23 protein-coding genes are annotated in these 26873 nt (G+C 46.4%); 8 read left to right on the top strand and 15 right to left on the bottom strand.

Annotation, left to right across the window (positions count from 1 at the left end; genetic code table 11):
* Position 1: 1 nt before the first annotated feature.
* From B2W60_RS02500 to ileS, 4 genes are read right to left on the bottom strand one after another with little or no spacing between them, the layout of a single operon-like run.
* Positions 2–889 (bottom strand): prephenate dehydrogenase, encoded by an 888-nt coding sequence (locus tag B2W60_RS02500; RefSeq protein WP_292361688.1) that lies wholly within the window; start codon positions 887–889, stop codon positions 2–4.
* Positions 886–1983 carry a histidinol-phosphate transaminase gene (gene hisC / locus B2W60_RS02495; protein WP_292361687.1) on the bottom strand — a complete coding sequence of 366 codons (1098 nt, stop codon included), beginning with the start codon at positions 1981–1983 and terminating at the stop codon, positions 886–888. The genes B2W60_RS02500 and hisC overlap by 4 nt, the downstream gene beginning before the upstream one ends.
* The gene (lspA, locus tag B2W60_RS02490; protein ID WP_292361686.1) at positions 1980–2447 is read right to left on the bottom strand and encodes a signal peptidase II; all 468 of its coding nucleotides are present in this window, start codon (positions 2445–2447) and stop codon (positions 1980–1982) included. The genes hisC and lspA overlap by 4 nt, the downstream gene beginning before the upstream one ends.
* 10 nt (positions 2448–2457) lie before the next feature.
* Positions 2458–5259, bottom strand: a complete 2802-nt coding sequence (gene ileS / locus B2W60_RS02485) for an isoleucine--tRNA ligase (protein ID WP_292361685.1) — start codon at positions 5257–5259, stop codon at positions 2458–2460.
* A 158-nt stretch (positions 5260–5417) separates the two neighbouring features.
* Between ileS and B2W60_RS02480 the strand changes: the two genes are divergently transcribed.
* On the top strand, positions 5418–5705 hold the full coding sequence (locus B2W60_RS02480; protein WP_292361684.1) for a DUF3579 domain-containing protein: 288 nt from the start codon (positions 5418–5420) through the stop codon (positions 5703–5705).
* 22 nt (positions 5706–5727) lie between these two features.
* Here the strand turns inward: B2W60_RS02480 and B2W60_RS02475 are convergent, their stop codons facing one another.
* From B2W60_RS02475 to B2W60_RS02450, 6 genes are all read right to left on the bottom strand, one after another.
* Positions 5728–6177 (bottom strand): CBS domain-containing protein, encoded by a 450-nt coding sequence (locus tag B2W60_RS02475; protein WP_292361683.1) that lies wholly within the window; start codon positions 6175–6177, stop codon positions 5728–5730.
* A gap of 64 nt (positions 6178–6241) precedes the next feature.
* Positions 6242–7828 (bottom strand): peptide chain release factor 3, encoded by a 1587-nt coding sequence (locus B2W60_RS02470; RefSeq protein ID WP_292361682.1) that lies wholly within the window; start codon positions 7826–7828, stop codon positions 6242–6244.
* Between the two features lie 76 nt (positions 7829–7904).
* Positions 7905–9962, bottom strand: coding sequence for a sensor domain-containing diguanylate cyclase (locus B2W60_RS02465; protein ID WP_292361681.1), 2058 nt, complete (start codon positions 9960–9962; stop codon positions 7905–7907).
* A 65-nt stretch (positions 9963–10027) separates the two neighbouring features.
* Complete coding sequence (locus tag B2W60_RS02460) at positions 10028–10393, bottom strand: TraR/DksA family transcriptional regulator (RefSeq protein WP_292361680.1); 366 nt, start codon at positions 10391–10393, stop codon at positions 10028–10030.
* A complete protein-coding gene (locus tag B2W60_RS02455) occupies positions 10393–11256 on the bottom strand; it encodes a universal stress protein (RefSeq protein WP_292361679.1) in 864 nt (287 codons plus the stop codon). Before B2W60_RS02455 ends, B2W60_RS02460 begins: the two co-directional genes overlap by 1 nt.
* Before the next feature lie 19 nt (positions 11257–11275).
* On the bottom strand, positions 11276–12766 hold the full coding sequence (locus tag B2W60_RS02450) for a SulP family inorganic anion transporter (protein ID WP_292361678.1): 1491 nt from the start codon (positions 12764–12766) through the stop codon (positions 11276–11278).
* Between the two features lie 364 nt (positions 12767–13130).
* On the opposite strand from B2W60_RS02450, the gene B2W60_RS02445 reads away from it, so the two are divergent.
* From B2W60_RS02445 to B2W60_RS02415, 7 genes are all read left to right on the top strand, one after another.
* On the top strand, positions 13131–14420 hold the full coding sequence (locus B2W60_RS02445; RefSeq protein ID WP_292361677.1) for a mechanosensitive ion channel family protein: 1290 nt from the start codon (positions 13131–13133) through the stop codon (positions 14418–14420).
* A 64-nt stretch (positions 14421–14484) separates the two neighbouring features.
* A complete protein-coding gene (locus tag B2W60_RS02440; protein WP_292361676.1) occupies positions 14485–15705 on the top strand; it encodes a multidrug effflux MFS transporter in 1221 nt (406 codons plus the stop codon).
* Between the two features lie 72 nt (positions 15706–15777).
* Positions 15778–17148 carry a TolC family protein gene (locus B2W60_RS02435; RefSeq protein WP_292361675.1) on the top strand — a complete coding sequence of 457 codons (1371 nt, stop codon included), beginning with the start codon at positions 15778–15780 and terminating at the stop codon, positions 17146–17148.
* Complete coding sequence (locus tag B2W60_RS02430) at positions 17145–18314, top strand: efflux RND transporter periplasmic adaptor subunit (RefSeq protein ID WP_292361674.1); 1170 nt, start codon at positions 17145–17147, stop codon at positions 18312–18314. Before B2W60_RS02435 ends, B2W60_RS02430 begins: the two co-directional genes overlap by 4 nt.
* Positions 18307–21462: an efflux RND transporter permease subunit gene (locus B2W60_RS02425; protein WP_292361673.1), complete on the top strand. Its 3156-nt coding sequence runs from the start codon at positions 18307–18309 to the stop codon at positions 21460–21462. Before B2W60_RS02430 ends, B2W60_RS02425 begins: the two co-directional genes overlap by 8 nt.
* A complete protein-coding gene (locus tag B2W60_RS02420; protein WP_292361672.1) occupies positions 21462–22139 on the top strand; it encodes a response regulator transcription factor in 678 nt (225 codons plus the stop codon). Before B2W60_RS02425 ends, B2W60_RS02420 begins: the two co-directional genes overlap by 1 nt.
* On the top strand, positions 22129–23424 hold the full coding sequence (locus tag B2W60_RS02415) for a sensor histidine kinase (RefSeq protein ID WP_292361671.1): 1296 nt from the start codon (positions 22129–22131) through the stop codon (positions 23422–23424). The genes B2W60_RS02420 and B2W60_RS02415 overlap by 11 nt, the downstream gene beginning before the upstream one ends.
* A gap of 59 nt (positions 23425–23483) precedes the next feature.
* Here B2W60_RS02415 and B2W60_RS02410 read toward each other — a convergent pair whose 3' ends face one another.
* From B2W60_RS02410 to B2W60_RS02390, 5 genes are all read right to left on the bottom strand, one after another.
* Positions 23484–24245 carry an ATP-binding protein gene (locus B2W60_RS02410; protein ID WP_292361670.1) on the bottom strand — a complete coding sequence of 254 codons (762 nt, stop codon included), beginning with the start codon at positions 24243–24245 and terminating at the stop codon, positions 23484–23486.
* A 70-nt stretch (positions 24246–24315) separates the two neighbouring features.
* Positions 24316–25137 (bottom strand): energy transducer TonB, encoded by an 822-nt coding sequence (locus B2W60_RS02405; protein ID WP_292361669.1) that lies wholly within the window; start codon positions 25135–25137, stop codon positions 24316–24318.
* The gene (locus B2W60_RS02400) at positions 25130–25561 is read right to left on the bottom strand and encodes an ExbD/TolR family protein (protein WP_292361668.1); all 432 of its coding nucleotides are present in this window, start codon (positions 25559–25561) and stop codon (positions 25130–25132) included. The genes B2W60_RS02405 and B2W60_RS02400 overlap by 8 nt, the downstream gene beginning before the upstream one ends.
* Positions 25558–25956 (bottom strand): ExbD/TolR family protein, encoded by a 399-nt coding sequence (locus tag B2W60_RS02395; protein WP_292361667.1) that lies wholly within the window; start codon positions 25954–25956, stop codon positions 25558–25560. Before B2W60_RS02395 ends, B2W60_RS02400 begins: the two co-directional genes overlap by 4 nt.
* Positions 25946–26638: a MotA/TolQ/ExbB proton channel family protein gene (locus B2W60_RS02390; RefSeq protein ID WP_292361666.1), complete on the bottom strand. Its 693-nt coding sequence runs from the start codon at positions 26636–26638 to the stop codon at positions 25946–25948. Before B2W60_RS02390 ends, B2W60_RS02395 begins: the two co-directional genes overlap by 11 nt.
* Positions 26639–26873: the final 235 nt, after the last annotated feature.

The following is a 26873-nucleotide window of genomic DNA, read 5'->3' as shown; positions in this document are numbered from 1 at the left end:
ACTACACTTCACTATTGTCTTTTAGACTTGGATCGGCAAAACGGGTATCTCTGGCCCGCTTGGCCCGTGCAAAAATATCAATAAGATAATCACCATCATCTTGCCGAATCGCCTGTTCGATCTGATCCAGACCACGTCGGTATTGTTCTAATAATTCTAAAATGGCGTGACGGTTTCCCAGACAGATATCCCGCCACATAACGGCATCACTTGAAGCGATACGGGAAAAATCACGGAAACCGCCTGCGGCGTAACGTAATACTTCATCACAGTCATCTCGTTTGGAGAGCATACCCACCAGATTGAAGGCTAAAACGTGCGGCAAATGACTGGTCGCAGCCAACACCACATCGTGATGTTCAACTTCCATGTCAAATACGTCGGCACCGGCCTGTTGCCACATTTGACGTACTTGCTCGAGCGCGTTTTTGTCCGTTTCGGCAACTGGGGTTAATACCACGCGATGTTGTTGATACAGCTCCGCAAACGCTGCAGATGGTCCACTTTTCTCAGTACCCGCTATTGGATGTCCCGGGACAAAACGGTCAAACTTATCACCTAAAGCCCGACGGGCGGCTTCAACTACCTGATGTTTAGCACTGCCCGCATCGGTAACAATCGCTTGTGACTTCAGATGAGGAGCCATTTGCTCAAAAACCGTTTGCATCGCGCCCATGGGTACAGCCACAAAGACCATATCCGCATCTGCGACAGCCTCTTTCAATGAATCAGCTGCATTATCAATAATGCCCAATGCCAATGCTTCATCACGTGCTGCTGCCGATCGTGAATAACCGGTTACCTGTTCAACCAGCCCGGCTTTTTTTAATGCCAAAGCCAGTGAACCACCAATCAGTCCAACCCCGATAATTGCCAGTTTTTTAATCATTTGGCCTCTGCAAGACTATTTTCCAGCGCTTCCAGGCAGCGCTGGTTTTCATGTTCAAGACCAATACTGATGCGTAAATGTGTGGGTAAACCATAACCTGCAACAGGTCTGACAATGACACCCTGTTGCAACAGTTTTTCATAAATGTCAGCCGCATGGGTGGCGACATCCACACAGATAAAATTTGCCTTAGAGGGAATATAACTTAGTCCCAGCTTGTTAAAACCCTCAATATATTGTTGCATGCCTTCGGCATTAACCTGTTTGGCTCGCTGCAGATAATCTTCATCGCCCAACGCCGCAATCGCAGCACTCATTGCCAGATGATTGACATTAAACGGCTGGCGCAGACGATTTAATAAATCAGCAATCTCCGGACTTGATAGAGCAAAACCAACCCGCAAACCCGCCAGACCATAAGCCTTGGAAAAGGTACGGCAAATAATTAAATTAGGAAATTCTTTCAACCAGTCAATGCTGTTCTGTTCATTGTCGCCATACTCAACGTAAGCTTCATCCAGTACCACAATCACATTGTCTGGAATGGCCTGCAGAAAACCATAAATTTCATTAGCTGCTACATACGTGCCGGTGGGATTATTAGGATTCGCAATAAAAACCAGTTTGGTTTTAGGCGTAATGGCTTGCTGCATTGCGGTTAAATCATGGCCGAAATCCTTGGCTGGAACTTCTACCAGCGAAGCACCTATCGCCTGTGCCACCAATGGATAAACGGCGAAAGCGTGTTGAGAAAATATGACTTCATCAACAGGTGAGACAAAACAACGGGCAATCAACTCCAATACATCATTGGAACCATTGCCCAAGGTAATCTGCCCGGCATCCAGCTGAAATTTTTCGGCCAAAGCCTGTTTCAATGTAAAGCCATTCCCATCGGGATAACGCGTTAAATCGCGGGTCGCCAGCGCAATTGCGGCCAGTGCGGCCTGAGATGGGCCAATCGGACTCTCATTTGAGGCCAATTTAATAACATCTCTTACACCATATTGCCGCTGCAATTCTTCAATCGGCTTTCCGGGTACATAAGGCTGCAACGCGGCAATGCTATCTACCGCTAAATCACATAGATTCATTTTTGCTCCGCTGGTTTTCTGAAACTATCCAAAATCAACAACACAGCACCGATACAAATGGCTGCATCAGCAACATTAAATGCCGGCCAATGATAGGTACCGATATATATATCAATAAAATCAATTACATACCCATAGAAAAACCGGTCAAGCACATTACCAATTGCACCACCGATAATCAGTGAAATCGCTATCGCTTCCACTTTTGCCTGCGCCTTAAGACGGGACAGCCAAATAATTAATACGATTGAAACGGACACCGCCAGCCCGATAAAAAACCAGCGCTGCCAGCCACCGGCACCTGCCAGAAAACTGAATGCTGCACCGCTATTGTGTGCCAAAGTAAAATTGAAATACGGCATCACGGCAACGGTTTGGTATAACTCCAGCCAATTAGCCATGACCACCTTGGTCAGTTGATCCAATATAATGATCAACACACTTACCCATAACCACTTCAACATAGTAACTGCCTCAGGCAAAACGGCGGGTTTCGCCATCGCCATCTACGTTTTCAACGCAACGGCCACACAATTCCGGATGATCTGCATGGCTACCTACATCATCAGTTTGATGCCAACAACGTTCGCAACGGGCGTTTGGCGAGGCATGAATATCCACTGCCAAACCAGTTAATCCGGTGTCGATTGCTGTCGCCGTTTTATCTGCCAATGAAAAACGCTTGGCTGACGATGTAATAAGGATAAATTTCAGTTCATCGCCAACTTTATTTAATACGTTCAGCAAACTGTCTTCAGCGTACAAACTAACATCGGCAGTTAAACCGCCTTTCACTGCACCCTGGTTACGTTTATTTTCCAGTTCTTTGGCAACAGCATCACGAACAGCGAATAATTGCTGCCAATCCGCCACCGACAAAACACTATCCAACGATAATGGCACCAGATTTGAATACCAGTTATTCAGTAACACTGACGAGTTACGCTGGCCCGGAATAAACTCCCACAGTTCATCGGCAGTGAAACTCAGAATCGGCGCAATCCAACGGGTTAACGCTTCCAGAATATGGAACATCGCGGTTTGAGAAGATCGACGGCCCAGACTGTCTGCCGGCATGGTGTACTGCCGATCCTTGGTGATATCCAGATAGGCACTGCCCAGTTCATTGGCGCAGAAATTATGCACTTTCTGATAAATCAGATGGAACTGATAGCTTTCATAGGCTGCCAGGATTTCCAGCTGCAGATGATAGGCACGATCCAGTACCCAGCGATCCAGTGGTAATAACTTTTCAGTTGCGACCAGATTGGAGGCAGGATCAAAATCATTCAGGTTCGATAATAAATACCGTGCGGTATTACGAATACGGCGATATGAGTCCGCTGTGCGTTTGAGGATTTCATCCGACACCGTCATTTCAGCACTGTAATCAGTCGCCGCCACCCAAAGACGAATAATATCGGCACCCAGGTTATTCACCACTTTTTGCGGTGAAACCGTATTGCCCTTGGATTTAGACATTTTCTTGCCTTCGGCGTCCACGGTAAAACCGTGAGTCAGCACAGTTTTGTATGGTGCTTTGCCAGTGGTGGCAACTGATGTCAACAATGAAGACTGGAACCAGCCACGGTGTTGATCGCTGCCTTCAAGATAGAGATCGGCAGGACGATGCAAATCATCACGGCGGGTTAATACGCAGGCATGCGACACACCAGAATCAAACCAGACATCCAGCGTATCAGTGACTTTGAAATAATTTTCTGCATCTGCACCAATCAGATCGCTGGCATCCATATCAAACCAGGCATCAATACCGTTTTGCTCAACCGCCAGGGCGACTTTTTCGATCAATGCTTTCGAATCCGGATGCAATTCCCCGCTCTGCTGATGCACAAATAACGGGATCGGTACACCCCAGGTCCGTTGACGGGAAATACACCAGTCCGGACGACCTGTCACCATATTCTCAATACGTTTTTGGCCCCAGTCCGGCATCCATTTGGTTGCAGCAATCGCCTGCATTGCCTGATCACGTAAACCGTTCTGCTCCATACTGACAAACCATTGTGGCGTCGCACGGAAAATAATCGGTGTTTTATGGCGCCAACAATGTGGATAGCTATGACGGATATCCACATGGCATAACAAAGCTGATTTTTCTTTTAATACCTCAATAACCTGCGGATTGGCTTTAAACACAGATTCACCGGCAAAAATCGGGGTGTCTGGTAAAAACACGCCATTGCCACCCACCGGATTATCCACTTCCAGTTTATATTTCAACCCGACAATATAGTCATCCTGACCATGACCAGGTGCCGTATGCACAGCGCCGGTACCAGCATCGGTAGTGACATGATCACCTAAAATAACCGGTACTTTTCGATCATAAAACGGGTGTTGCAGCAATAAACCTTCAAGCGCAACGCCCTTGCAGCGGGCAATCACTTCACCGGTTAACTGATAACGTTCAAGTGCTTTTTCATACAATGCTTCTGCTAACACCAAACGCTCAGCAGCACATTGCACCACGACATACTCTAAATCTGGATGCAGACACACCGCCTGATTGGCTGGCAAAGTCCATGGTGTGGTGGTCCAGATGGCAATATTCACCGGACCATTGCCGTTGTTCGGGCAGGCTATATCAAACTCAACGGTATCATTAAATTGAAAACGTACATCGATGGCCGGTGAGGTTTTATCTTCATATTCGACTTCGGCTTCAGCTAATGCAGAGCCGCAATCCACGCACCAATGCACCGGTTTTACACCTTTGTGTAAATGACCGTTTTCAATGATTTCGCCCAGTGTGCGAATAATGTCAGCCTCAAACTGAAAATCCATGGTCAGATACGGATTATCCCAATCAGCCAATACGCCCAGTCGTTTAAAATCTTCCCGTTGACCGTTAACCTGTTTGGCCGCATATTCACGACAGGCCTGACGAAATTCTGCCGGGCTGACTTTAACGCCCGGTTTGCCAACTTTTTTCTCAACATTCAGTTCAATCGGCAGACCGTGACAATCCCAGCCGGGAACATAAGGTGTATCAAAGCCACTAAGGGTTTTGGACTTTAAAATAATATCTTTAAGAATTTTATTGACGGCATGACCGATATGAATATCGCCATTGGCATACGGAGGGCCATCGTGCAGAATGAATTTCGGTTTACCCTGATTGGTTTGCCGTAACTGCCGGTAAAGATCTTGCTCCTGCCAACGCTTTAAAATCACAGGTTCGCGATTGGGTAGGCCCGCTTTCATTGGGAAGTCAGTCGCAGGAAGATTTAAAGTGTGTTTGTAGTCGGCCACAAAACGTCTCGTTGTCGTCAAATAATAAAGCGCTCGATTATACGGGTTTTTCTCGCTGACCTAAATCACTGAAAAGAGTTTGTTTGGCCTTTGCCTGATGTTACACAGTAAAATGCACACCCATTATTCATTTTGTTTATTCAAGAGCACCAAAATCGATGACTGCAACGGAAAAAGTGATCATTAAAGGCATCACTGAGGACGGCGGTAAATTTCGCCCCAGTGACTGGGCAGAAAGACTGTGTGGAGCAGTCGCCAGCTATGGTCCAGGAAGAAGAATCATTTTTCATCCAAACGTTAAACTGGCTTCACTGGAAGGCACCAAATGTGTCGTGATTGATGCGCAACTTGAAGAAGAAGACGTGATGCTTTTTGAATTTCTGTTGGAATTTGCCAACGATAACCGGCTACAGGTTGAAAGAATGGCTAAGTTACCCGAGTCCTAATCTTTTATCCACAGCGTTAAAATCACTCTTCGTGGTCGGCATCCGGCCAATTCTGGATATAGTTTTTCAATAGCTTATTTTCAAACTTTGCTTTTTTCAGCAGTTCTTCCACTACATCCGTAATGGATAACATTCCCTCCAGCCGACCTTTGTAAACTACCGGCAAATGACGGATATTATGGTCAACCATGATATTCATCACTTCTTCCAGCGTGTTATCCGGATCACAGGTATAGGGATTTGGCGTCATCGCATCCGCTGCTGTTTTAGGTTCCCACATGGCGTGTTTCTTGTGTAACACATTGAGCAAATCACGTTCTGAAAGGATCCCCACCAGCGTGCCATTTTCCGTTACCACTAACGAACCAATGCGATGTTCCATCATCAAATGGACAGCTTTATCCAGTGAATCTGTCGGTGTCAGCCCGATAACCGGCTTACCTTTGTTTTTGGTAATGAGTCTGACTTTCATCTCTTTCTCCGGCAACGAATGGAAATTTCATTCTGCTTGAGAAGTCGGCTGTATGGCAAGACTTTTAGAGATGCTCACGGGTGGAACGGAAATCAATTTCCGGCCAACGTTCTATTGTGAGATCCAGATTGACCCTTGTTGGAGCAATATAGGTCAGGTTATCCGCACCATCAAGAGCCAGATTCATTGAGGCTTTCCGCTTAAATTCCTCCAGCTTTTTCACATCATCGCAATACACCCATCGTGCGGTATGCACCTGAACCGGTTCATAGGCGCATTCGACGCCATACTCCCCTTTCAAACGGTGAACAACTACATCAAACTGCAATACCCCGACCGCTCCCAGAATTAGATCATTGTTATCCAATGGACGGAATAACTGCGTGGCACCCTCTTCGCTCAATTGTTGCAGACCTTTCAATAAAGCCTTGTTCTTCAGAGGATCTTTTAATCTGACACGGCGAAACAGTTCCGGCGCAAAGTACGGTATCCCAGTGAATTGAAGATCCTCACCCTGAGTAAAGGTATCGCCGATCTGAATGGTTCCGTGATTGTGCAAACCGAGTATATCGCCCGGCCAGGCTTCTTCCGCCTGTTCACGTTCTGCAGCCATAAAGGTGACGGCATTGGCGATGGTCACATCTTTACCTATCCGGGTCTGACGTAATTTCATGCCTTTAGTGTAATGACCACTGCAAACTCGCATAAAAGCAATGCGGTCACGGTGTTTAGGATCCATATTGGCTTGAATTTTAAACACAAATCCGCTGAAGTTATCCTCATCCGCAACAACATCACGGGTTTTGGTTTCCCTTGGTTGTGGCGCCGGCGCATATTCCACATAGGCGTCCATCAATTCAGTAACCCCGAAATTATTCATTGCTGAACCAAAAAACACCGGGGTCATTTGTCCATTAAGAAAAGCTTCCAAATCAAATTGATCACTGGCACCACGCACCAGATCAATTTCTTCACGTAATTCTTCCGCCATAGAACCAAATAATTCATCCAGACGTGGATTATCCAACCCCTGAATCACCTCGCCGGCATCTGCGTCTTTGCCATGCGCTTCAAACAACCGAATATTGTCATTATAAAGATGGAAAATACCTTTAAAGCCTTTGCCCATACCGATTGGCCAGGTGATGGGGGCACAGCGGATATTGAGGATATTTTCGACTTCACTGAGTAAGTCCAGCGGATCGCGGCCTTCCCGATCAAGTTTGTTGATAAATGTCAGAATCGGCGTATCGCGTAAGCGGCAAACCTCCATTAATTTAATGGTACGTTCTTCTACACCTTTGGCACTGTCGATAACCATCAATGCCGAGTCCACCGCAGTCAGTGTGCGATAGGTATCTTCCGAAAAATCAGCATGCCCTGGTGTATCGAGAAGATTAACGATGCGATCTTTATAGGGAAACTGCATCACCGAAGAGGTCACCGAAATGCCCCGTTCCTTTTCCATTTCCATCCAGTCTGAAGTGGCATGTCTGTCAGTTTTACGTGATTTCACACTGCCCGCCATCTGAATGGCACCGCCGAATAACAACAGTTTTTCAGTCAGGGTGGTTTTACCGGCATCAGGGTGACTGATAATGGCAAAAGTACGGCGTTTTGAGACTTGTTTCTGTAACAGGCTTTCGGACATAGTGACTCAGTATAAAATTAGATAGGCCAAGCAGACTTGGCAGCATGCGCAACAAACCGCGTATTTTGGATGAAAATCAAGACCCAGACAATTCGGCACTTGCTGATTCAACACGATTACGCCCAGATTGCTTGGCTCGATACATCGCCTGATCGGCTCTTTCTAACAACTGCTTGCGACTTTCATTGCCCGGTATTGCTTGAGCTACGCCTATGCTGACAGTAATTATTCCAGCGGTATCGAACTGAACGCTTTCAATATGTTTACGTAAACGTTCTGCCAGAGCCATGGCTTCATCCAGAGCATTATGCGATGCCAGAACAATAAATTCCTCACCGCCCCAGCGGCCTAAATAGTCACTGGTACGCAGTTTGGATTGGACCTCTTCCGCAAGCCTGGTTAACACCTGATCCCCGGCATCATGCCCATAGTTGTCATTGACTGATTTGAAACGATCAATATCAAACAGTAACACCGAGCAAGGATGATCATAACGCTCGGCAGCAGCGAGTTCTGCATCAATGGCTAACTCCATTCGATAACGGTTCCAGGTTTTGGTCAGGGTATCGGTATGGGCAATTTCTTTAAGCTGTTTGTTGGCAAGCTGTAACTGGGTGTTCAGCCGGTTGACTTGATGCACGGTAATCGCAACAGCCAAATCCTCAGCCAGATCCTGTGCTGCATGCTGTTCATTCACAGACCAGCGATTAGCCTCATCCTCTATGGTTTCCATCCAAATCTCATGACCGCGTTCTTCAATACGTTTAAGTGGATTTGGGGTTTCTGCTTCGATTATCTGTTTTTTACCGACCCAGTTATGTTGTGCTTTTTGGGCCCGGCGGAACAACAAAAACCATCCGGATTGATTTTGCTCAATCGGTAAGGGAACGGCCAGCAATCCTGCCCGATTGCGAACGTTGACCAAATTATTCAAGGGACTCTTTGACAGTTGATCACATGCCCAACACATTTTCTGTCCGACATGCTCTGTAAGCCACTTGCCAACAATGTCCAACTCATAATCATCCAGGGTTTCACCAACACACCTCACCTGATTACGATATAACAGAGCAATGCCCGTGCAATTAAACAATTGCATCCAGTCCTTGCCATATTTATCGAGTAAGGTTGTCGGCTGAATTACTTTGTCGCGTTCAGCCGATAGCAGTTCACGACTGTTTAAGACATTTTTCAAAAACATTGCTTGCTGCCGCGCTTGCAGCAAAAACATACGTTGACTTGCCATTTGCACCAAATTAAATGCCGCATCCCGTTCAGCCGGCGATATTTCACTGGGAGTGAAATCATGGCAGGTCAGGATCCCCCAAAGCTGCTGCTCACCGGCAATCGCTATGGATAGGGAAGCCTTAACATTAATACTGCGTAAATACTGCTGATGATAAGCCGACAAAGCTCTCAGAATTCCCGGTGTCAAATCCACCACCGGAAGATCAATTTCATTTGAAGCAGGTATCAGGCCGACTATCTCTGCATCGACATCGGCAATGCTGCGCATTGGGTTAACGGTATAACGTGCTCTGACTTCCAACGGGATATCGCTGGCAGGAAACCGGAAGTTCATTAAGCTTTTATCGGGATCCCGACATTCTTCTGCAATAGCCGTCCGCTGCCAGTGCGTATCAAACTGACAAAGCAATACGCGATCATAGCCGGTCACCGCCTGCACACTCTGCACCAGCATTTGTTGCAATTGACCTATTTCCTGAACCTGTGCCAGACGGGTCAGCCACTCATTCACAATGGGCATTAAACGTTGTTCGCCGGAACGTGAGAGTGATTCAAACTCCACCACAATAGAATCATCACTGCGATAAGCCACCACGTAAAAACGCTGATAGGAACCGCTTACCTGGCGGTTGATGATGAGTGCTGCAGATAAACGGGAATTTTTAGCAAGCGTTTGCTGTAATCGCTGTTGTAATTTGCCACCCAGAATATCTCTTGGCGACGATGCAAGTGCCGCTTCAATGGAAACACCCAGTATTTGCTGCAAATTTTCGCTGACTTGTAAAATTTCAAGCAGGTCACCATCAAATCGAATTAAACAACCGAAAGGCTGAATTCCTTCAATCATAATCGCTGGATGATGCTGATCTTCGATTGTGTTGCCCAAAGAAATTCTCCAGTTCAGGGCCAGTTACTGAAATTGTAGGCTAATAACGGTTAAAAATCAGAACATTAGTCGGAGTTTTTATCTGCGCATTTTAGACACCGGGTAACAGTAGGATCAAAAGTCAATCTAGCCTCTGTGATGGGTTCATCACAAAGATAACAAAAACCAAAATCATCATTATTTATGCGATTTAAAGCGCCTTCTATGGCTTGCAGTTTTCGTTTAAGCCGGCGCTGAACTTCAATTGCAAGCTGTTGATCCTGCAACGCATCCATGCGTGACAAACGCCCCATCTTGGACTGATCAAGCTCTACCACCTGAGGTGGGTCCTCAGTAAGTGAATGCTCTACTTCCTGTTTGAGCAAAAATAATCGTTGTCGATAATTTTCCAACTGCACAATATTCATTTGATTAATGAAAAGTACTTCCATTAACGCAGCAACAGGATTGGGATATCACTCATCCTGACCATCTTGGCGGTATTGCTGCCTACCAGAAACTGACGAATGCGCGAATGCCCATAAGCACCCATTACCATTAAATCAATATTATTATCACGTTGATACTGATGCAGGGAAGGTTGAACCGCACCTTGTAATAGCGCAGTAGAAGCCTCAAAACCTGCAGCGTTAAGACGTTGTTTTGCCGTTTCTAACTGTGATTTATGATTCGTGTCATCTTCAGCTACCATCACGATATGGCATTCCAAACCTTTTAACAAATCACTCACAGCGACTTTTTCCAGAGCTTTGTTAGAGGTGGCGCTGCCATCATAAGCAATCATAAACCGCTGCGGAACATTGAAATCTGGCAAGGTAATTAGAATTGGTTTGTTTAATGCCCGGATCACATTTTCCAGATGACTCCCCAGACTATGTGTTTCATTTTCATGTGCCTGGCCTTGACGACCTAACACCAGAACCCGGGTATCATCCTGCAGATCAGATAAAGTTTCCATCAATCCGCCATGGCGTTGATGCGTGGTCACTTCAACCGCACCATGTTGCTGGGCCAGTGCTCGGGCATCCTGCAAAATGTTTTTGCCGTGCTCCAACGCCAGGCGCCCCCGTTTTTCATCGAGCTCAACCAATTCTTCCAATAGATTCTCGCGACTGCCAAGGCCAATATTGCCTGACAGATTCTTTTTTCTGTTTTCAGCCGTGGGATATTCGGTTTTATCCAATACATGCAACAAATCCACTGGTGCTTTTAACTTGTAGCTTACCCAAGCCGAAGCTTTACAGACTGCGGGCGAAGTTATTGAGCCATCAATACAGGCTATTATTTTTGTCATCTCTCTCAATCCTCTATTTTTAGTGACCGGCGAGTATTTTTTCGACTTCTTCCGGTTTATCGTGTACACCAAATCTGTCCACAATAGTTGCAGTGGCTTCATTCATACCAACCAGTTCCACTTCAGTACCTTCACGACGGAATTTGATCACGACCTTGTCCAGGGCCGAAACAGAGGTGATATCCCAAAAGTGGGCATGGGTCAAATCAATCTCGACCTTATCCAGAGCTTCTTTAAAATCAAATGCGGCAGCAAATTTATCCGATGAGGCAAAGAAGATTTGCCCACGGATTTCATAACGTCGCTTGGTATCCTGCTCACTGAGATCGCTTTTGACCACCATAAAGTGGGCAACTTTATTGGCAAAGAACAAGGCGGCAAGTAACACACCAACAAACACACCAATGGCCAGATTATGTGTTGCAACAACAACAATAACCGTCACCACCATAACGATGTTGGTAGAAAGCGGATGTTTTTTCAGATCACGTATTGATGCCCATGAAAAGGTACCGATTGAAACCATGATCATCACCGCCACCAGAGCAGCCATTGGAATTTGCACTAACCATTCATCCAATACCAACACCATGATCAGTAGATAAACACCTGCCATCATGGTGGATAAACGACCCCGGCCACCTGATTTGATATTAATAATTGATTGACCGATCATCGCACAACCAGCCATTCCACCGAGCAGACCAGAACCAATATTGGCAACGCCCTGACCTTTACATTCACGGTTTTTATCACTTGACGTATCTGTTAAATCATCAACGATGGTGGCTGTCATCATGGATTCCAGCAAACCAACCACGGCTAATGCTATCGCGTAAGGGAATATGATGGCTAATGTTTCAAAATTGAGTGGCACATCTGGCCATAGGAAAATTGGTAAAGTATCAGGCAAATCGCCCATATCACCGACAGTACGTATATCCATATTGGTAAATATGGCAACTAAGGTCAGCACGATGATGGTGACCAAAGGCGATGGTAATAACCTGCCGATTTTAGGCACATATGGGAATAGATAAATAATACCCAGCCCTGCTGCTGTCATGGCGTATACATGCCAAGTGACATTAGTCAGTTCTGGCAATTGCGCCATAAAAATCAAAATAGCCAAGGCATTCACAAACCCTGTTACCACTGAGCGTGAAACAAAACGCATTAAATCGCCCAATTTGAGATAACCGGCACCGATTTGCAGTATCCCTGTTAACAATGTTGCTGCCAGTAGATATTCCAGACCGTGCTCTTTAACCAGGGTGATCATTAATAGCGCCATCGCGCCGGTAGCCGCGGAAATCATACCTGGACGACCACCTACGATGGATATCACTACTGCTATGCAGAAAGAGGCGTACAAACCCACTTTCGGGTCAACCCCAGCAATGATTGAAAAAGCGATGGCTTCGGGGATCAGTGCCAAAGCAACCACAATGCCGGAGATCAGATCTCCACGGACATTGGAAAACCAGTCTCGTCTAAGGTTTTGCAACATTAATTCAGGTTCCTGTGTTCAAAAGATTTTTTCAGATAAAAAATTATTGCCAAGCTGCGTGACATTTTGATGTCGACTACATTCATTTAACTGTGGTTATGACCGGCACAACCGCATTGTTGGCGGGGACGATGTGTTAAACATCAAGGACCAGAAAGGTCCCGGGGGAAGTAATACGCTAGGGTGGATTAAGCTTCACGTTGATAATAGGGCTTGTTTGGAAAACCGGCCAATATACAGTAAATTGCTCTGTCTTCAAAACTTTACGGAAACCTTCCCGCCTTAAACACCGCATTATGACCCAGATTTCAAAGCCAATTGAATGCTACAATCTGCCCCCTGATGCAACGCTGCGGAGCACACTGTGGAAAGTTACAATCTTATAACTGAATGGCTGGAGAATTACCCTCATCTCTACACGCTGATTGGCCTGAGCGTATTGATCCTGGTCTCGTGGATCGCAAACTGGCTGGTCAAACGTATTCTGGTTCGCGGCGTCTATCGCATCCTTAGAAACACTCAGTTAGGCCGGTATTCATCTTTAGCGGATTCATCTTTTATCCGGCGCATGGCGAATATTGTACCGGCGCTTATCCTGTCCGCCGGGATCGTCATCATTCCGAATATTTCGCCAGTCGCTGTGGCAGTGGTACAGAATGTCACTACAGCATTTATTGTACTCACCATTGCGTTGGGCATTGGCAGCTTATTGACCATTATCAATGATGCTTATAACAAACGTCCAGATGCGCATTTGAAACCCATCAAAGGGTATATCCAGGTACTCAAAATCGCTATTTATGCAATTGCGGCAATCCTGATGATTGCCTCATTGATTGATCGTTCCCCCTTAATACTGTTGTCCGGTTTGGGTGCAATGGCCGCCGTATTACTGTTGATCTTTCAGGACACGTTGCTGTCATTGGTCGCCAGTGTGCAAATCAGTTCAAATGATTTGATCCGGGTCGGTGACTGGATTGAAATGACACCGCTTAATGCGGACGGTGATGTTATTGATATCGCGCTACATACGGTGAAAGTGCAGAACTGGGATAAAACCATCAGCGTCATTCCGACCAAACGTTTCCTGACCGATCCCTTTAAAAACTGGCGCGGTATGCAGGAATCAGGCGGTCGGCGCATTAAACGCAGTATCTTGATTGACCAGCAAAGTATTCATTTTTTATCGAACGATGAACGGAAAAAGCTGCATCGGTTCAGCCTGATGGATGAGTATTTACATCAGAAACAAAAAGATATTGATGAATGGAATCAACAATTAGCTGAGTGGGGTAAAGAGCCTGTTAATACCCGTCGCATTACCAATATTGGCAGCTTCCGCGCCTATGTCAGCAATTATCTGAAAAATCATCCAAAGGTTCATCAGAACTATACCCTGATGTCCCGGCAACTTGAGCCAACAGCCAATGGTCTGCCTCTGGAGATTTACTGTTTTACCAATACTACCAACTGGATTGAATACGAAGGCATTGCGTCGGATATTTTTGATCATTTGCTGGCTATTCTGCCCGAATTTGGCTTACGTGTTTTTCAGCAGCCCAGCGGCTTTGATATGCGTGAATTAAGACTGCAATCGTTGCCAAAGCAGGATCCGGAAATAAGCCCGGCATTGGGTGATTCACCAAACAAATAATATTAACAACTCAATAATGTAACACTCTGTTTGCTTAATGAAAGGAAGCTGACTGACCGTCAAAATGGATAAAGAACCCGCTATCAGCACCCACAATGTGGCACAGCTTATTCTGTTACTGGCCGGTCTTACCGCGATCGCTCCTCTGGCAATTGATGCCTACCTGCCAGCAATGCCGTTAATGGCTGCTGAGTTTGCTGTGAGCATTCATGATATTGAATTATCACTGAGTTTATTTCTGGCGGGTTTTGCTGTCGGTCAATTGACCGGTGGGCCGTTATCCGATCATTTTGGCCGGCGTCGCGTTATTTTTATTGGGCTCACGCTGTTTTGTGTTGCCAGCATGGGAATTGTGCTCAGCCATACCTTACTTGGCTTATGGATATGGCGAGTGGTGCAGGCTATCGGTGGCGGCATGGCAATTGTCAATTCTTCTGCCGTGATTCGTGATATCAGCAGTGGCCGTGACAGTGCCCGATATCTGTCACATATGGCGATTATCATGATGATTGCCCCACTTGTTGCACCGTTAATCGGCATGGTTTGTTTACACTTGGCTGGCTGGCATTCAATTTTTATTGTGCTGTTTGTCTATGCTTTGTTAATCGGCCTGCTGCTTTATCGCTTGTTACCTGAAACTCGCGTAAAAGCCATTCAGACTACGTCAGCGCTAAAGCGTTATATTGAAGTGCTCTCACATCGTAAAGCCCTGGCTTATCTGGCCGCACAGAGTTTTACCTATGGCGGTTTGTTCAGCTTTATTACCGCCTCCCCCTCGGTGTATATGATTTATTTTGGCGTTTCCGCTTCGGTCTATCCTCTATTGTTTGCCGTTAATGTACTAATGATGATTGTTGTCAATCGCATCAATGTCAGACTGCTGCATTTTTACGACCCACCCTGCCTGTTAAAACTGGGACAAATCCTGCAGGTCATCACAGGTTTAACAATGCTGCTATATATCCTGATCAGTCCTGCTCCGGCATTAGCCATTATCGTTATTGGCATCATGATATTTATCGGTTCACAAGCCCTTATTGTGTCCAATGCCATTGCCAGTACGGTTGAATTCTTTCCACGCAGCAGTGCAACCGCTACCGCCGTACTGGGTTCATTTGGATTCTTATCAGGTGCCGCCAGTGGTTTACTGGTCAGCTCTCTGGGCGATGGCAGCCTCTGGCCAATGATTACCGTAATGTCTGGCTGCGCCATTGCAGGTCTGACATTAAAAACCCTGATTCTGCATAGTTGTCAGGAGCATCCTCAAAATAAGACTGATTGTTAACCCGGCATTAACCCTCCAGCCTCTAAATTGGCTGTCAAATTGACACCCAACTTATAGGGAGCACGATATCAGGTGAGCAATATCAACCCGGATCGATATCTAAAAAAGCTGGCTTATCTGCCATTGCTGATGCTGTCAGCATGCAGTATTACGCCAGAACAACCTGACTACGTTGAATTAATCTCAGTAGAACAGCAACGGGTTAATGAATGGCAAAATTTATCGCAACAGACTCACGTCGCTTATCTGAACGATTTGGTTGATAGTGATATGTTTGACGAGTTGCTGAAGATTGCGATGCAATCCAACCCTGACTTGCAACAAATGCTATTAACCCTGCAAATTCGGCAATCACAGCGGATTCAGGCATCTGGCGAAAAACGTCCTTTTATCAGTGCCGGTGCCTCTGCGCAGAACAGCAGTGACAGTGATACCCGTTTCGGAGCTGATCTCAGTATCAGCTGGCAGGCTGATTTATGGGGAAAACTCGCTGACAATGAACGCGCGGCAGATCTGGATATTACCGAACAAAGCCTGTTGTATCAGTCTGCCCGTGACACGCTAGCAGCGGAAGTGATGCAAGTATGGTTAACGCTGATTGCCCAGCAACGGGCGCTTGATATAGAACAGCAGCGTCAGGCCAGTTTGCAACAGACTGAATTTTTTATACTACAACGCTATCGCCAGGGCCTCGGCACACTGGAAGACCTGGATAGCGCGAGAAGTGCTGTTGCCTCCTCATCGGCCGACATCGAAGCTTTAACCCAAAGTTTTCGTCAGCAAACCATTCAACTGAAAACGCTAGTGGGACAGGTAAACAATCCGGAATTTACGCTTCCGGCAGATTATCCTGACGTGGTCATCCCGGCTATCGATTTACCAGAGCAGACATTAAATCGTCGTCCGGATTTACGCGCGGCTTATGCCGCTATCCAGGCATCCAGTGCTCGTACGGAAGTTGCTTATAAGGATTTGTTGCCCAGTCTGAGTTTGCAGGCGGTTTTAGAGGATGTTGGCAGCTCTCCCCGGGCCAGTTTATTTACGGCGCCGGTATGGAGCTTATTAGGCCAATTGACTGCGCCGTTATATCAAGGTGGACAATTGCGTGCTGAAGCCGAAATACGTGAACTGGAGACAGCCATTAGTTACCAGCAATACCGGGATACCTTGCTCAATGCGGTAACAGAAATAGAACAGGCACTGAGTCAGGAGCAGGCTCTGGTAAAACAACAGCAGCATATCGAAACGGCTCTGGCCAGTGCCGAAAATAATCTTCGTCAATATCAGGCGAATTATCGTAGTGGACTGCTTACTATCCTGGATCTGCTCACCGTGCAACAACAAACCTATAATTTACAGGCTCAGCTTGATGATCTGATTTATCAACGATTACTGAATCGTATTTCTCTGGGACTGGCATTGGGCCTGGAGGCTAAAGCATGACAAAACGACTGCAATGGCTGGTGTTTTTAGCTGCTCTGTGTGCGTTAGTTGCCATATACTTTTTCACCCAATATCAGATCGATAGGTATGCCAACCGCCCACTGCCAGTAAGGGAAGTGCCAGAGATAAGACCTGAGGTTTCAGTCAAAACAGTCACACCTGGTCGCTATCAATCACGTATCAGCGCTTTTGGTTCAACTGAGGCGCATTACAGTATTAATCTCAGTGCACAAGTAGCGGGCCAGGTTGAGCAAATATCACCACAGTTTGAGTCTGGATTCCGTCTGAAAAAAGACCAGGAGATGTTACGTCTGGAAAACAGTGATTATCGTGCCGCCGTAGCAGCGGCAAAACAGCAGGTAGCTGAGGCCAGACTGCTTTACCTGCAGGAAGAACGACAAGGTCTGCAAGCGCAGGCTGAATGGCTGGCTTCAGGTCTTGAGGGCGATCCTGATTCTGATCTGGTGTTACGCGTTCCACAATTGGCCAGTGCTGAAGCCAGCCTGGCCAATGCTGAAGCCTTATTAGCCAGCGCTGAAAAAGATCTGCAACAGAGTCTTATCAGAGCACCATTTGATGCATTGGTGATCACCCGTGATGTCTCGCCCGGCAGTTATCTGCAAACTGGCACGCAAGTCGCCTCGTTATATAGCACCGACCGGGTCGAAGTGAAAGTATCCCTGTCAGATCGCGAGTGGCAAAGCTTACCGGAGCCCGAAATGTTAAAGACGGGAGAGTGGCCTGTCGATTTGCATGCTGTAGAAGGTGATGCAAGCTGGCAAGGTAAAGTCCTGCGCGTGGAACAACATCTTGATGGAACCACTCGTCAGCGTTCATTGATTGTTGGCGTGGAAAACCCACTGGATCAACAGCCCGTGCTTTATCCTGGTGTATTTGTCGAAGTGAGTCTGGGTGGTCGTCAGATGGATGAGCTTTGGCAGGTCCCAACGTCCAGCCTCAGTCAACGAGGTGAGATCTGGTATGTCACAGCAGATATGGAGCTGGCGAAATTTGCTACCTCACCAGTGTTTAGTGATGAGCGTTCTATCTATATCAATCCACCTGAGAATTTGAAAGCAACTGCAAATCAAATATTACTGCAGCCCATCAGCAGCTATATTGAAGGCATGGCCGTGGCGCCGATTGAGGCAGTAGATTATGAGTAAAATTATCGGTCGCAGTGGCATTATCGGCTGGTTTGCTACCAATCCGGTCGCAGCTAACCTGTTGATGTTTTTGGTCATCATTATGGGCTTGATGACCGTGGGTGACTTACGCAAAGAAGCCTTTCCCAGCAGTGAGCCTGACAGCCTGACAATTTCAGTCTCCTATGACAGCGGCTCAGCAAAACTGTCAGAGGAAGGTCTGGCGATCAAAATAGAAGAACAACTCGAAGGCATTATTGGTATAAAGACCCTGACCAGTGAGTCAACTCGCAGTGGCGTGACCGTGACCGTTGAAATGCAAAGTGGCTATGACCTCGACACGTTGATGCGTGATGTGAAAGCTCAGGTGGATGCCATATCCACTTTTCCGGCAGAAGCCAAAAATCCTGTTATCAGTAAAGCAGAACGGGAAGAACATGCTATCTGGTTACAGTTATACGGTGATACTGATCGGCACAGCCTGCAACAAATTGCAGAGTCATTGAAAGCGGATCTACTGACAAAATCCAACATTAACCGCGTGACCATTTCCGGTTGGCTGGATCCGATGATGATGATTGAAATCGACGATGCTCGACTGCAATCCTATGGCCTGTCATTAAGCGACGTTGAAAATGCCATCAATACAAATTCTTCTACGCCACTGACGGCTGTTCTGCGTAATGAAAATGTCTATCTGCAACTCAATGCCTCCGAACAGGCTTATCTTAAACAGGATTTTGCCAAAATCCCTGTAATTACCGGGGATGATGGCCAACAGCTTTTACTGGGCGATGTGGCCTATATTCTCGATAGTTTTGATGATGAAACATCTATTTTGTCCAGATTCCAGGCAAAAGACAGTATTGGTGTACAGGTTGTGACTACAGGGCTGGATGATATCGCTGACTCGGTAGCCGATGCTTATGAAGTCGTTGAGCAATGGCAGAACAGCAACAAACTTCCCGCACAGGTTCAGCTTGCCTCCTGGTATGACCGCAGTACCAGCATAATGGATCGGTTAAATTTACTGATTAAAAATGCCCTGACCGGTATTGTGCTGGTGTTCATATTACTCGCCGTATTTTTAAATCTGACGGTGGCCTTCTGGGTAGCCATGGGCCTGCCTTTTGTGTTTCTTGGCACGCTGTTTTTTATGGGCGATTCTTATGCCGGTTTATCACTCAACTCGTTTACCACCTTCGGCTTTCTAATGGCGTTAGGCATCATCGTCGATGATGCCGTGGTGGTGGGTGAAAGTATTTATAGCGTGCGATCCCGTGAGGGTGACACGTTGCGTAACACGATAAAAGGTACGATGCGGGTAGCTGTACCGACGTTATTCGGTGTGTTTACCACGGTCGTCGCCTTTTATGCCTTATCGCAGATTGAAGGACGACTGGGTGAGCTTTATTCACAGTTTGCTGCGGTCGTGGCCATCGCGTTAGTCATGTCCGTGATTGAGTCCAAGCTGATTCTTCCTGCTCATCTGGCTTATCTGAATACCCATAAAAAACCCTCTCAAAACATACTTGCCACTGGTTGGCGCAAAATTCAGCAGGGTGCTGATGGTGGCTTACAGTGGTTTGCCGAACATATTTATCAACCGGCTATCGAGTTTGCTTTGCGGTTTCGCTACGGATTGCTGATGGTATTTATGATGTTATTTATTATCGTCTTTTCAATGCCTTTTAATGGCACTATCCGCATGAGCTTTTTCCCAGCGATTCCGGGTGATACGGTCAGAGCAAATATCTCGATGCATAAAGATGTCAGTTTTGGCCGCACCCACGAAACGTTAATAATGATGGAGCGCAAAGCTTATGAAACGGATAAAGCATTGCGAGAGGATGCCGATTCAGCGAAAAGCGGAATAGCCAATCTGCAACTGCTTTCGCAGTCTGATCATAGTGGTGGTTTGACGGTTGAATTAGCCTCCGATTCCCCTTATGACTTATTCGAATTTCGCCGGGAATGGGAAAAACGTGTGGGTATGCCGGAAGCCGTTCGCAGTTTACGAATTCAGAGTGGCCGTCAGGCAGATGATGCGTTACGAGTTGAGTTACGATCCAACGATGATGATGTGCTGACGCTGGCGGGGGCCGAGCTCTATTCGTTACTGGAACCGATGCCGGGTATTATCGGCTTGCAGGATAATCTGCAACCCGGCCAGCCTCAATTACAACTTAAGCTGAATCAACAAGGCCGGGCCCTGGGGCTCAGTACAGATGAACTGGCGAGGCAAATCCTGCAAGGGTTTGCTGGTCAGGTGGTACAACGTTATCAGCGCAACAGTGATGAAATTGAAGTCAAAGTCCGTTACCCGGAGGCTGACCGGCAAAATCCGGCAGATGTATTGAAATCCAGGGTTCGTCTGGATGACGGAACCGTGATTCCGTTGTCCAGCGTGGCCGACATCAGCTATGGATTTACCCGTGACAGTATTACCCGCATTGATGCCAGGCGGGCAATCTATCTGTCTGCTGATGTGGATAAGAATTTACTCTCTATCACGGAGTTTGTAGCTCAGTTAAAACGCGATGTTGTGCCCCAGTTAGAAGCCAAATATCCCGGTCTGACCATCTATTTTGCGGGTGAAGCCGCTGAACAGGAAGAAACCCAATCTTCCATGCTTAACCTGTTTTTATTGGCCATGCTGGGTATTTATATGTTGCTGGCCATCCCTTTGAAATCCTATATTCAACCGGTATTAATCATGACCGCCATCCCTTTTGGTATTGTTGGCGCACTGCTGGGTCACTGGATGAATGATCTGTCTTTGGGGATCCTGTCACTGAACGGCATCATTGCGCTAAGTGGTGTCGTGGTCAACGATAGTCTGTTGCTGGTCTCACGATTTAATGATTTGAAGGAAGAATATACCGATGTACGTCAGGCTATCCTGATGTCTGCCCGTGATCGCCTGAGGGCGGTATTACTGACATCCTTCACGACTTTTGCCGGTCTGATGCCTTTATTAGGAGAAACCTCAAGACAGGCACAGTTTTTGATTCCTGCTGCAGTGTCTTTGGCTTACGGCATTATGTTTGCCACCGTCATTACATTGATATTAATCCCCTTGCTATTGATGATTCAACACGATGTGGCGCAGTATTTTCATCGTGGCAGCAAAGTCGTATTGCCTGCAACTGAACAAGGACCCGCCTGATGATTAGTGTGTTACTTATTGAAGATGATCTGGATCTGGCACAAACGGTGATGGATTATCTGCAGCTGGAAGCCATCAGCTGTGATCATGCCAGTAACGGCTCTGCTGGTCTGAACCTGTTGGAGGAAAATTATTACGATGTGCTGTTACTGGATTTAAACCTCCCACGTATTGACGGTTTGACAGTATGTGAACGCTTGCGCAGTGAAGGGTCGGATATACCCGTATTAATGCTCACTGCACGCGATCAGCTGACCGATAAACAAGCAGGTTTTACCGCTGGTACGGATGACTATCTGGTCAAACCTTTTGAATTAAAAGAACTGGTGATGCGGATCCAGGCATTATCACGCAGAAGGAGCGGACAAACGCAGCTGCTTCGCTGTGGTGATTTGCAGATGAATCTACAGCAACGTCAGTTAAGCAGAGCCGATATCAATCTGCACTTATCACCGACTGGCTGGCGAATTCTGGAATTGTTATTACGCGAATCACCGAATGTTGTCAGCCGTCAACGGCTTGAAATTGCCGTGTGGGGTGAGGAAGTGCCTGACAGTGACAGCCTGAAAGTCCATCTGCACCATTTACGTAAAACGATTGATGGTGAGTTTGCAACAGCATTACTACATACTATTCCCGGTGTAGGCATTGCTATCAGGGATGATAATGAAACGTAAAATCAGCCTGAAACGCCTGGTGACCGTCAGCTTTCTATTGTTTGGCGGCACTATTGTGCTTGGTTATTCCCTGTTAAGTGCCCATTTTTTTATTCGCGGCATGGACAATATTGTGACCGGTGGTATGGAAAACGCCGCGCTGACCTATCTCGCCAATAACAAATCACTTGCCGATGATGAACTGGTTAATTATAGAGGCAGCCAGCTTTCCGGGAGCTGGGAATCACAACCACCAGAGATTCGTCAGGTATTAGCTGAACCACCGCAGCGCAGTGGCGAATTAGTCAAACAGGATGATTCACACTGGTTGAATCGTCCGGACAAGGTGTATTTCGCCCTCAAAGTCGATCTGGCAAATGAATCGGTCTACATCAGCAGAACCCTTTCCCGCGAGAATGTTTCCAGTTTAATGGGCCGGAATATGGCCGACAGCATGCGGTTATTATTAGGTGTCAGTGCCTTAATCGCGCTGACACTAATGCTGATTACCTGGCTGTTAATGCGCAGTATCTCAACCCCTGTGTCACGGCTGAATGCCTGGACCCAATCATTAACCCCTGAAAATCTCTCACAGCCAGCCCCGGACTTTCTGTATCCTGAACTGAATCAAATGGCGAAACTGATCCAAAACAGTCTGTCGTCCGTGCAACGCAGCCTGGATCGAGAACATCGATTCCTGCGTTATACCAGCCATGAATTACGTACGCCTATCAGTGTTATCCGTAATAATATCGAATTACAGTACAAAGTATTACAGCAGAATTCGTCCACATTGAATCCGATGCAGCGGGATATTGCCGATCGGATTGATCGTGCCAGTATTACCATGCAGCATCTCACCGAAACATTACTCTGGTTAAGCCGTGAGGATAATGAAAAGCTGCCGGAATCAGTGGTTGAAATTGATAAATTGCTGCTGGAAATCACTGAAGAGATGCGTTATCTGCTGCGTAATAAAACGGTTGAACTTATTGTGGAAACCCACCCATATCAATGTTCGCTAAGTGCCGTGGCGGCAAGAATTGTCTTGGGTAACCTGATCCGCAATGCCTTTCAGCATACCTGGGAAGGTCAGGTCATTATCAGCCAGCAAGGTCCACGGATCAGTATCGTCAATCGTCAGTTTGACGCTGATATGGATGTGGCTCCAACGGAACTGGGATTTGGTCTCGGTCTGCAACTTACCGCACAGTTAACCGAAAAACTCGGCTGGTATTATCAGAATATTGCCAACGAAAATGGCCATAATGTGATGCTGGATATCAGCCACCAACAAAGCAGCTAAGACTGTTGATTTGTGTATATATGCCACTGTTGTGACGATAAAAAATCAGCTGCTCCGTTTCAACTCAGAAACTGGCGATAAAACTGTACTGCTGTGCGGCCACTATGGCTGGCTCGTCGCATGGCAAATTGCTTAGCCTGCTCATGGAGCATTGCCTGATTCACATCTACATTTTCAAACAGAATATCCACCATCGCCAGATAGGTCTCCCAACTCGGTGGATAGAATGATAACCACAAGCCAAACCGATCTGACAGGGCTAACTTATCTTCCAGACTATCAGTGTAGTGAACTTCACCATCCACCACCCGGCTGGCCTGATTTTCGGCTTGTTGTTCCGGCATCAGATGCCGTCGGTTTGAAGTAGCATAAATTCTGACATGTTCCGGAGGTAACTCCAGGCCACCTTCCAACAGACTTTTAAGAGGCTTAAATCCTTCATCACCTGGTTCGAAGGACAAATCATCGCAGAAGATCACAAAACGGAATGGCCGATCTTCCAGATCATCAAGGATTTCCGGCAACCAGCCAAGCTCCGCCTTATCGATCTGCAACATACGTAATCCCTCACCAGCAAACTCGTTTAATAATGCTTTGATAAGTGAAGATTTACCGGTACCTCTGGCACCCCATAACAAAGCGTGATTACTGCTTTCACCGTTAACAAATCGACGGGTATTTTCAACCAGCTGCTGTTTTTGTTCCTCAATGCCGATGAGTTGATCCAACCGAATTGAGTCAAGCCGGGTAATCGCTTTGAGCTTCTGCGTATGGGCACGCCATACCGCAGCGTGAATTTGATGCCAATCCAGATTATTCATCTGCTGTGCTCCTGATACTGCATTGTTACGTGGATTTTAATACTATGATGGTGCCTGACTCTGATGAACGTCAACTGCTTAATTCAAATGCAATAGGCACTTTTACTTCCAATTGCTGCTGTGACATCTCAGCAGGAAAAGCCGGTAATGGTTGTGCCTTTTCCAGCATTTCCACCACTGCCTGATCCAGGCGCTGATATCCAGAGCTGGCATCAATACGTGAGGCTTTGATTTTGCCATCACGGTTGACGACAAAAAATAACTGCACCACACCCTGCTCTCCACGGCGTCTGGAAATGCTTGGATAACGCTTTTGCTCTGCCAGCGTTCTGGCGAGTAAATTGAAATAGGTCTGTTGAGCTGCCTGTTGCAAAGCTGAAACAGTTTGACTGGAGATTGAACTGCTCTCAGCTGACTCACCTTGCTCGGCAATTTGCGTTTTTTCCAATTGCTTTTCAGAATTTGCTGTTGGTTTCTCTGCCGGAGCAGATGTGGCAGCAAGCACCTCTGAGCTATCAGATTCAGGTTCAGCGTTATCGGAAAGTGGCGCGCTATTAACGGCCTTTTTTATCTCCGTTTGCTGCAAGGGTTTTACCACTTCAGTTTTGCTGATTTTTTCCTCAACTTGCACTGGCGTATCGTTGCGTTCCTGAACCTCAGTGATTGCGGATTCTTCTTCAATGTTGGTCAATGGTTCTGAGGTGGCAGTAGCCTGTTGTTTCTCCATGGTGGTGGCATCCAGCATGCTGATATCAATCTCAATCCCAGCTTCCTTTATGGGGGCAACAAGTTGAAGCCGGGGCTGGTGTTTGAGCGTATACATACCAAACGCAAAGACATGAATTGATATGGCGCTCAAAATTGCCAATACCCAGTATCGAAATTTAATCATGTTTATTGCTTTGGGTCTGCGTTGCCAGTGACACCCGCAGTATTCCGGCGGCACGAACTCTTTTCAGTAACTCAGTTAACTTGTTAGCAGGGACAGTTGCATCCGTTTTAATCAGTAGTTTGAATGATTGGGCATTATTCGTTTCCGATATTGCCTGTTTTAACAAATCCGTTAAGGCATCGGCTTCCAGCAACATATCATTAAAGGCCAATTGCCCTCTGGAAGACACCAGCAAAACAGCATCATGTTCCTGCAGAGCCGATTGCTGCTGGGATGTTGGCGGTTGGATTTTGATAAAATCACTGGAAGTTAATTGCCCGGCAATCAGAAAAAAGATCAGCATCAAAAACACAATATTAATCAATGGGATAATATTGTCATCAGGTTGATTGCCTCGCGGGGCATGATTTGGGATAAGTATCATATGGCTAAACCTGCCAGACTGACTTTTTCAACGCCGATGGTTTTCAATTGATCCAGAAAATCAATCAACTGCTGAGTTGTTACCCCCTCTGCCACCGAGACAACAAATACACTCCGTTTATCTTCAGCACGCGTTTGTTTTACGGGGCTGAGCTTTGATAGCGGGTAACGTCTTTTATCGAACTCATATTCTCCAGCGGTCTGTAATACAAGATGATACTGAGTACGTATTTCATCTGTATTGTAGGATTCACTGGCAGCGGTAATATCCATTTGTCGCCAGTGGGTAAAACCGGAGGACAACATGAAAAAAAGTAACAGAATAAACACCACATCAATTAAAGGTGTCAGACTAATCATTCTGCGTTTTGCCGAAAATGGTTGTTCAAGCAACATTTTTAAAGCTTTCGCTGCAAACAGCTGCCTTTGGATTGATAAATGGGGCGTGTGTAAAGACCTGAGTTACCCCATCATTTATCAGCGCTGTAACTCGCTCCGTTTTACGCTCTAACCAGTTATGCGCCAGCACAGCCGGTATTGCCACCGCCAGACCAACCGCAGTGGTTAATAAGGCCTGCCAAATCCCCGCGGAAAGTACAGCAGGATCAACCTGACTACCGGCTTGTTCCATCTGCTGAAAAGCGAGGATCATGCCCATAACCGTACCAAACAAGCCCAGTAAAGGGCTTAAACTGGCAATCACTTCCAGAGGACGCAGATAACTGCGTAATTGACTGATACGCAAGCTGGCAACACGTTGCAACTCTTCCCTGAGTAAGCCGACCGGTATCTCGGTCTGCCTCAGTCCTTCCATGCTCAATGCCAGTAACTCATCCAATGGTTTGGAGATTTTCAGCTGCAGAATAGCCTGCTCAGGCTCGTTTTGTTTCCACAAGGCAATGGCTTTTTTTGCTGTTTTCGTTGATTCGGGTGAGATTAATAATATTTGCCATGTTTTGATTAAAACAATACTGACCGCAATAATCGAAAACCCCAGCAAAATCCACACAACAGGGCCGCCTACTTCAAGTAACTGTTGCAACAGCGTTAAAAAGGAAGCAGATGTGTTTTCGTTCATCGCTGAGCAAAGACCGGATTGAAGCCAATGATCAAATTTGTGCGCATCATGAATGATTCCTTATATTCAAACAGCTTTAATGATAATAGTTATCATTTAGCTTTGCAAAGAAATCTTCTATGGCGAACCCTTGCTTATTGCTTAAATTACAACAATAGTTCCGTCGTAATCCGTGTTACGGCTATAGGTTTTTATTGTGATGTTCAAAAAAAAGCCCCGCTAGGCGGGGCTTCCA

Origin of the sequence: Methylophaga sp. UBA2496 (genome assembly GCF_002341635.1) — a bacterium.
In the GTDB taxonomy this organism is placed as follows: domain Bacteria; phylum Pseudomonadota; class Gammaproteobacteria; order Nitrosococcales; family Methylophagaceae; genus Methylophaga.
Note: the sequence above shows the minus strand (reverse complement) of the source record. Positions and strands in the feature narration are given on the sequence as shown.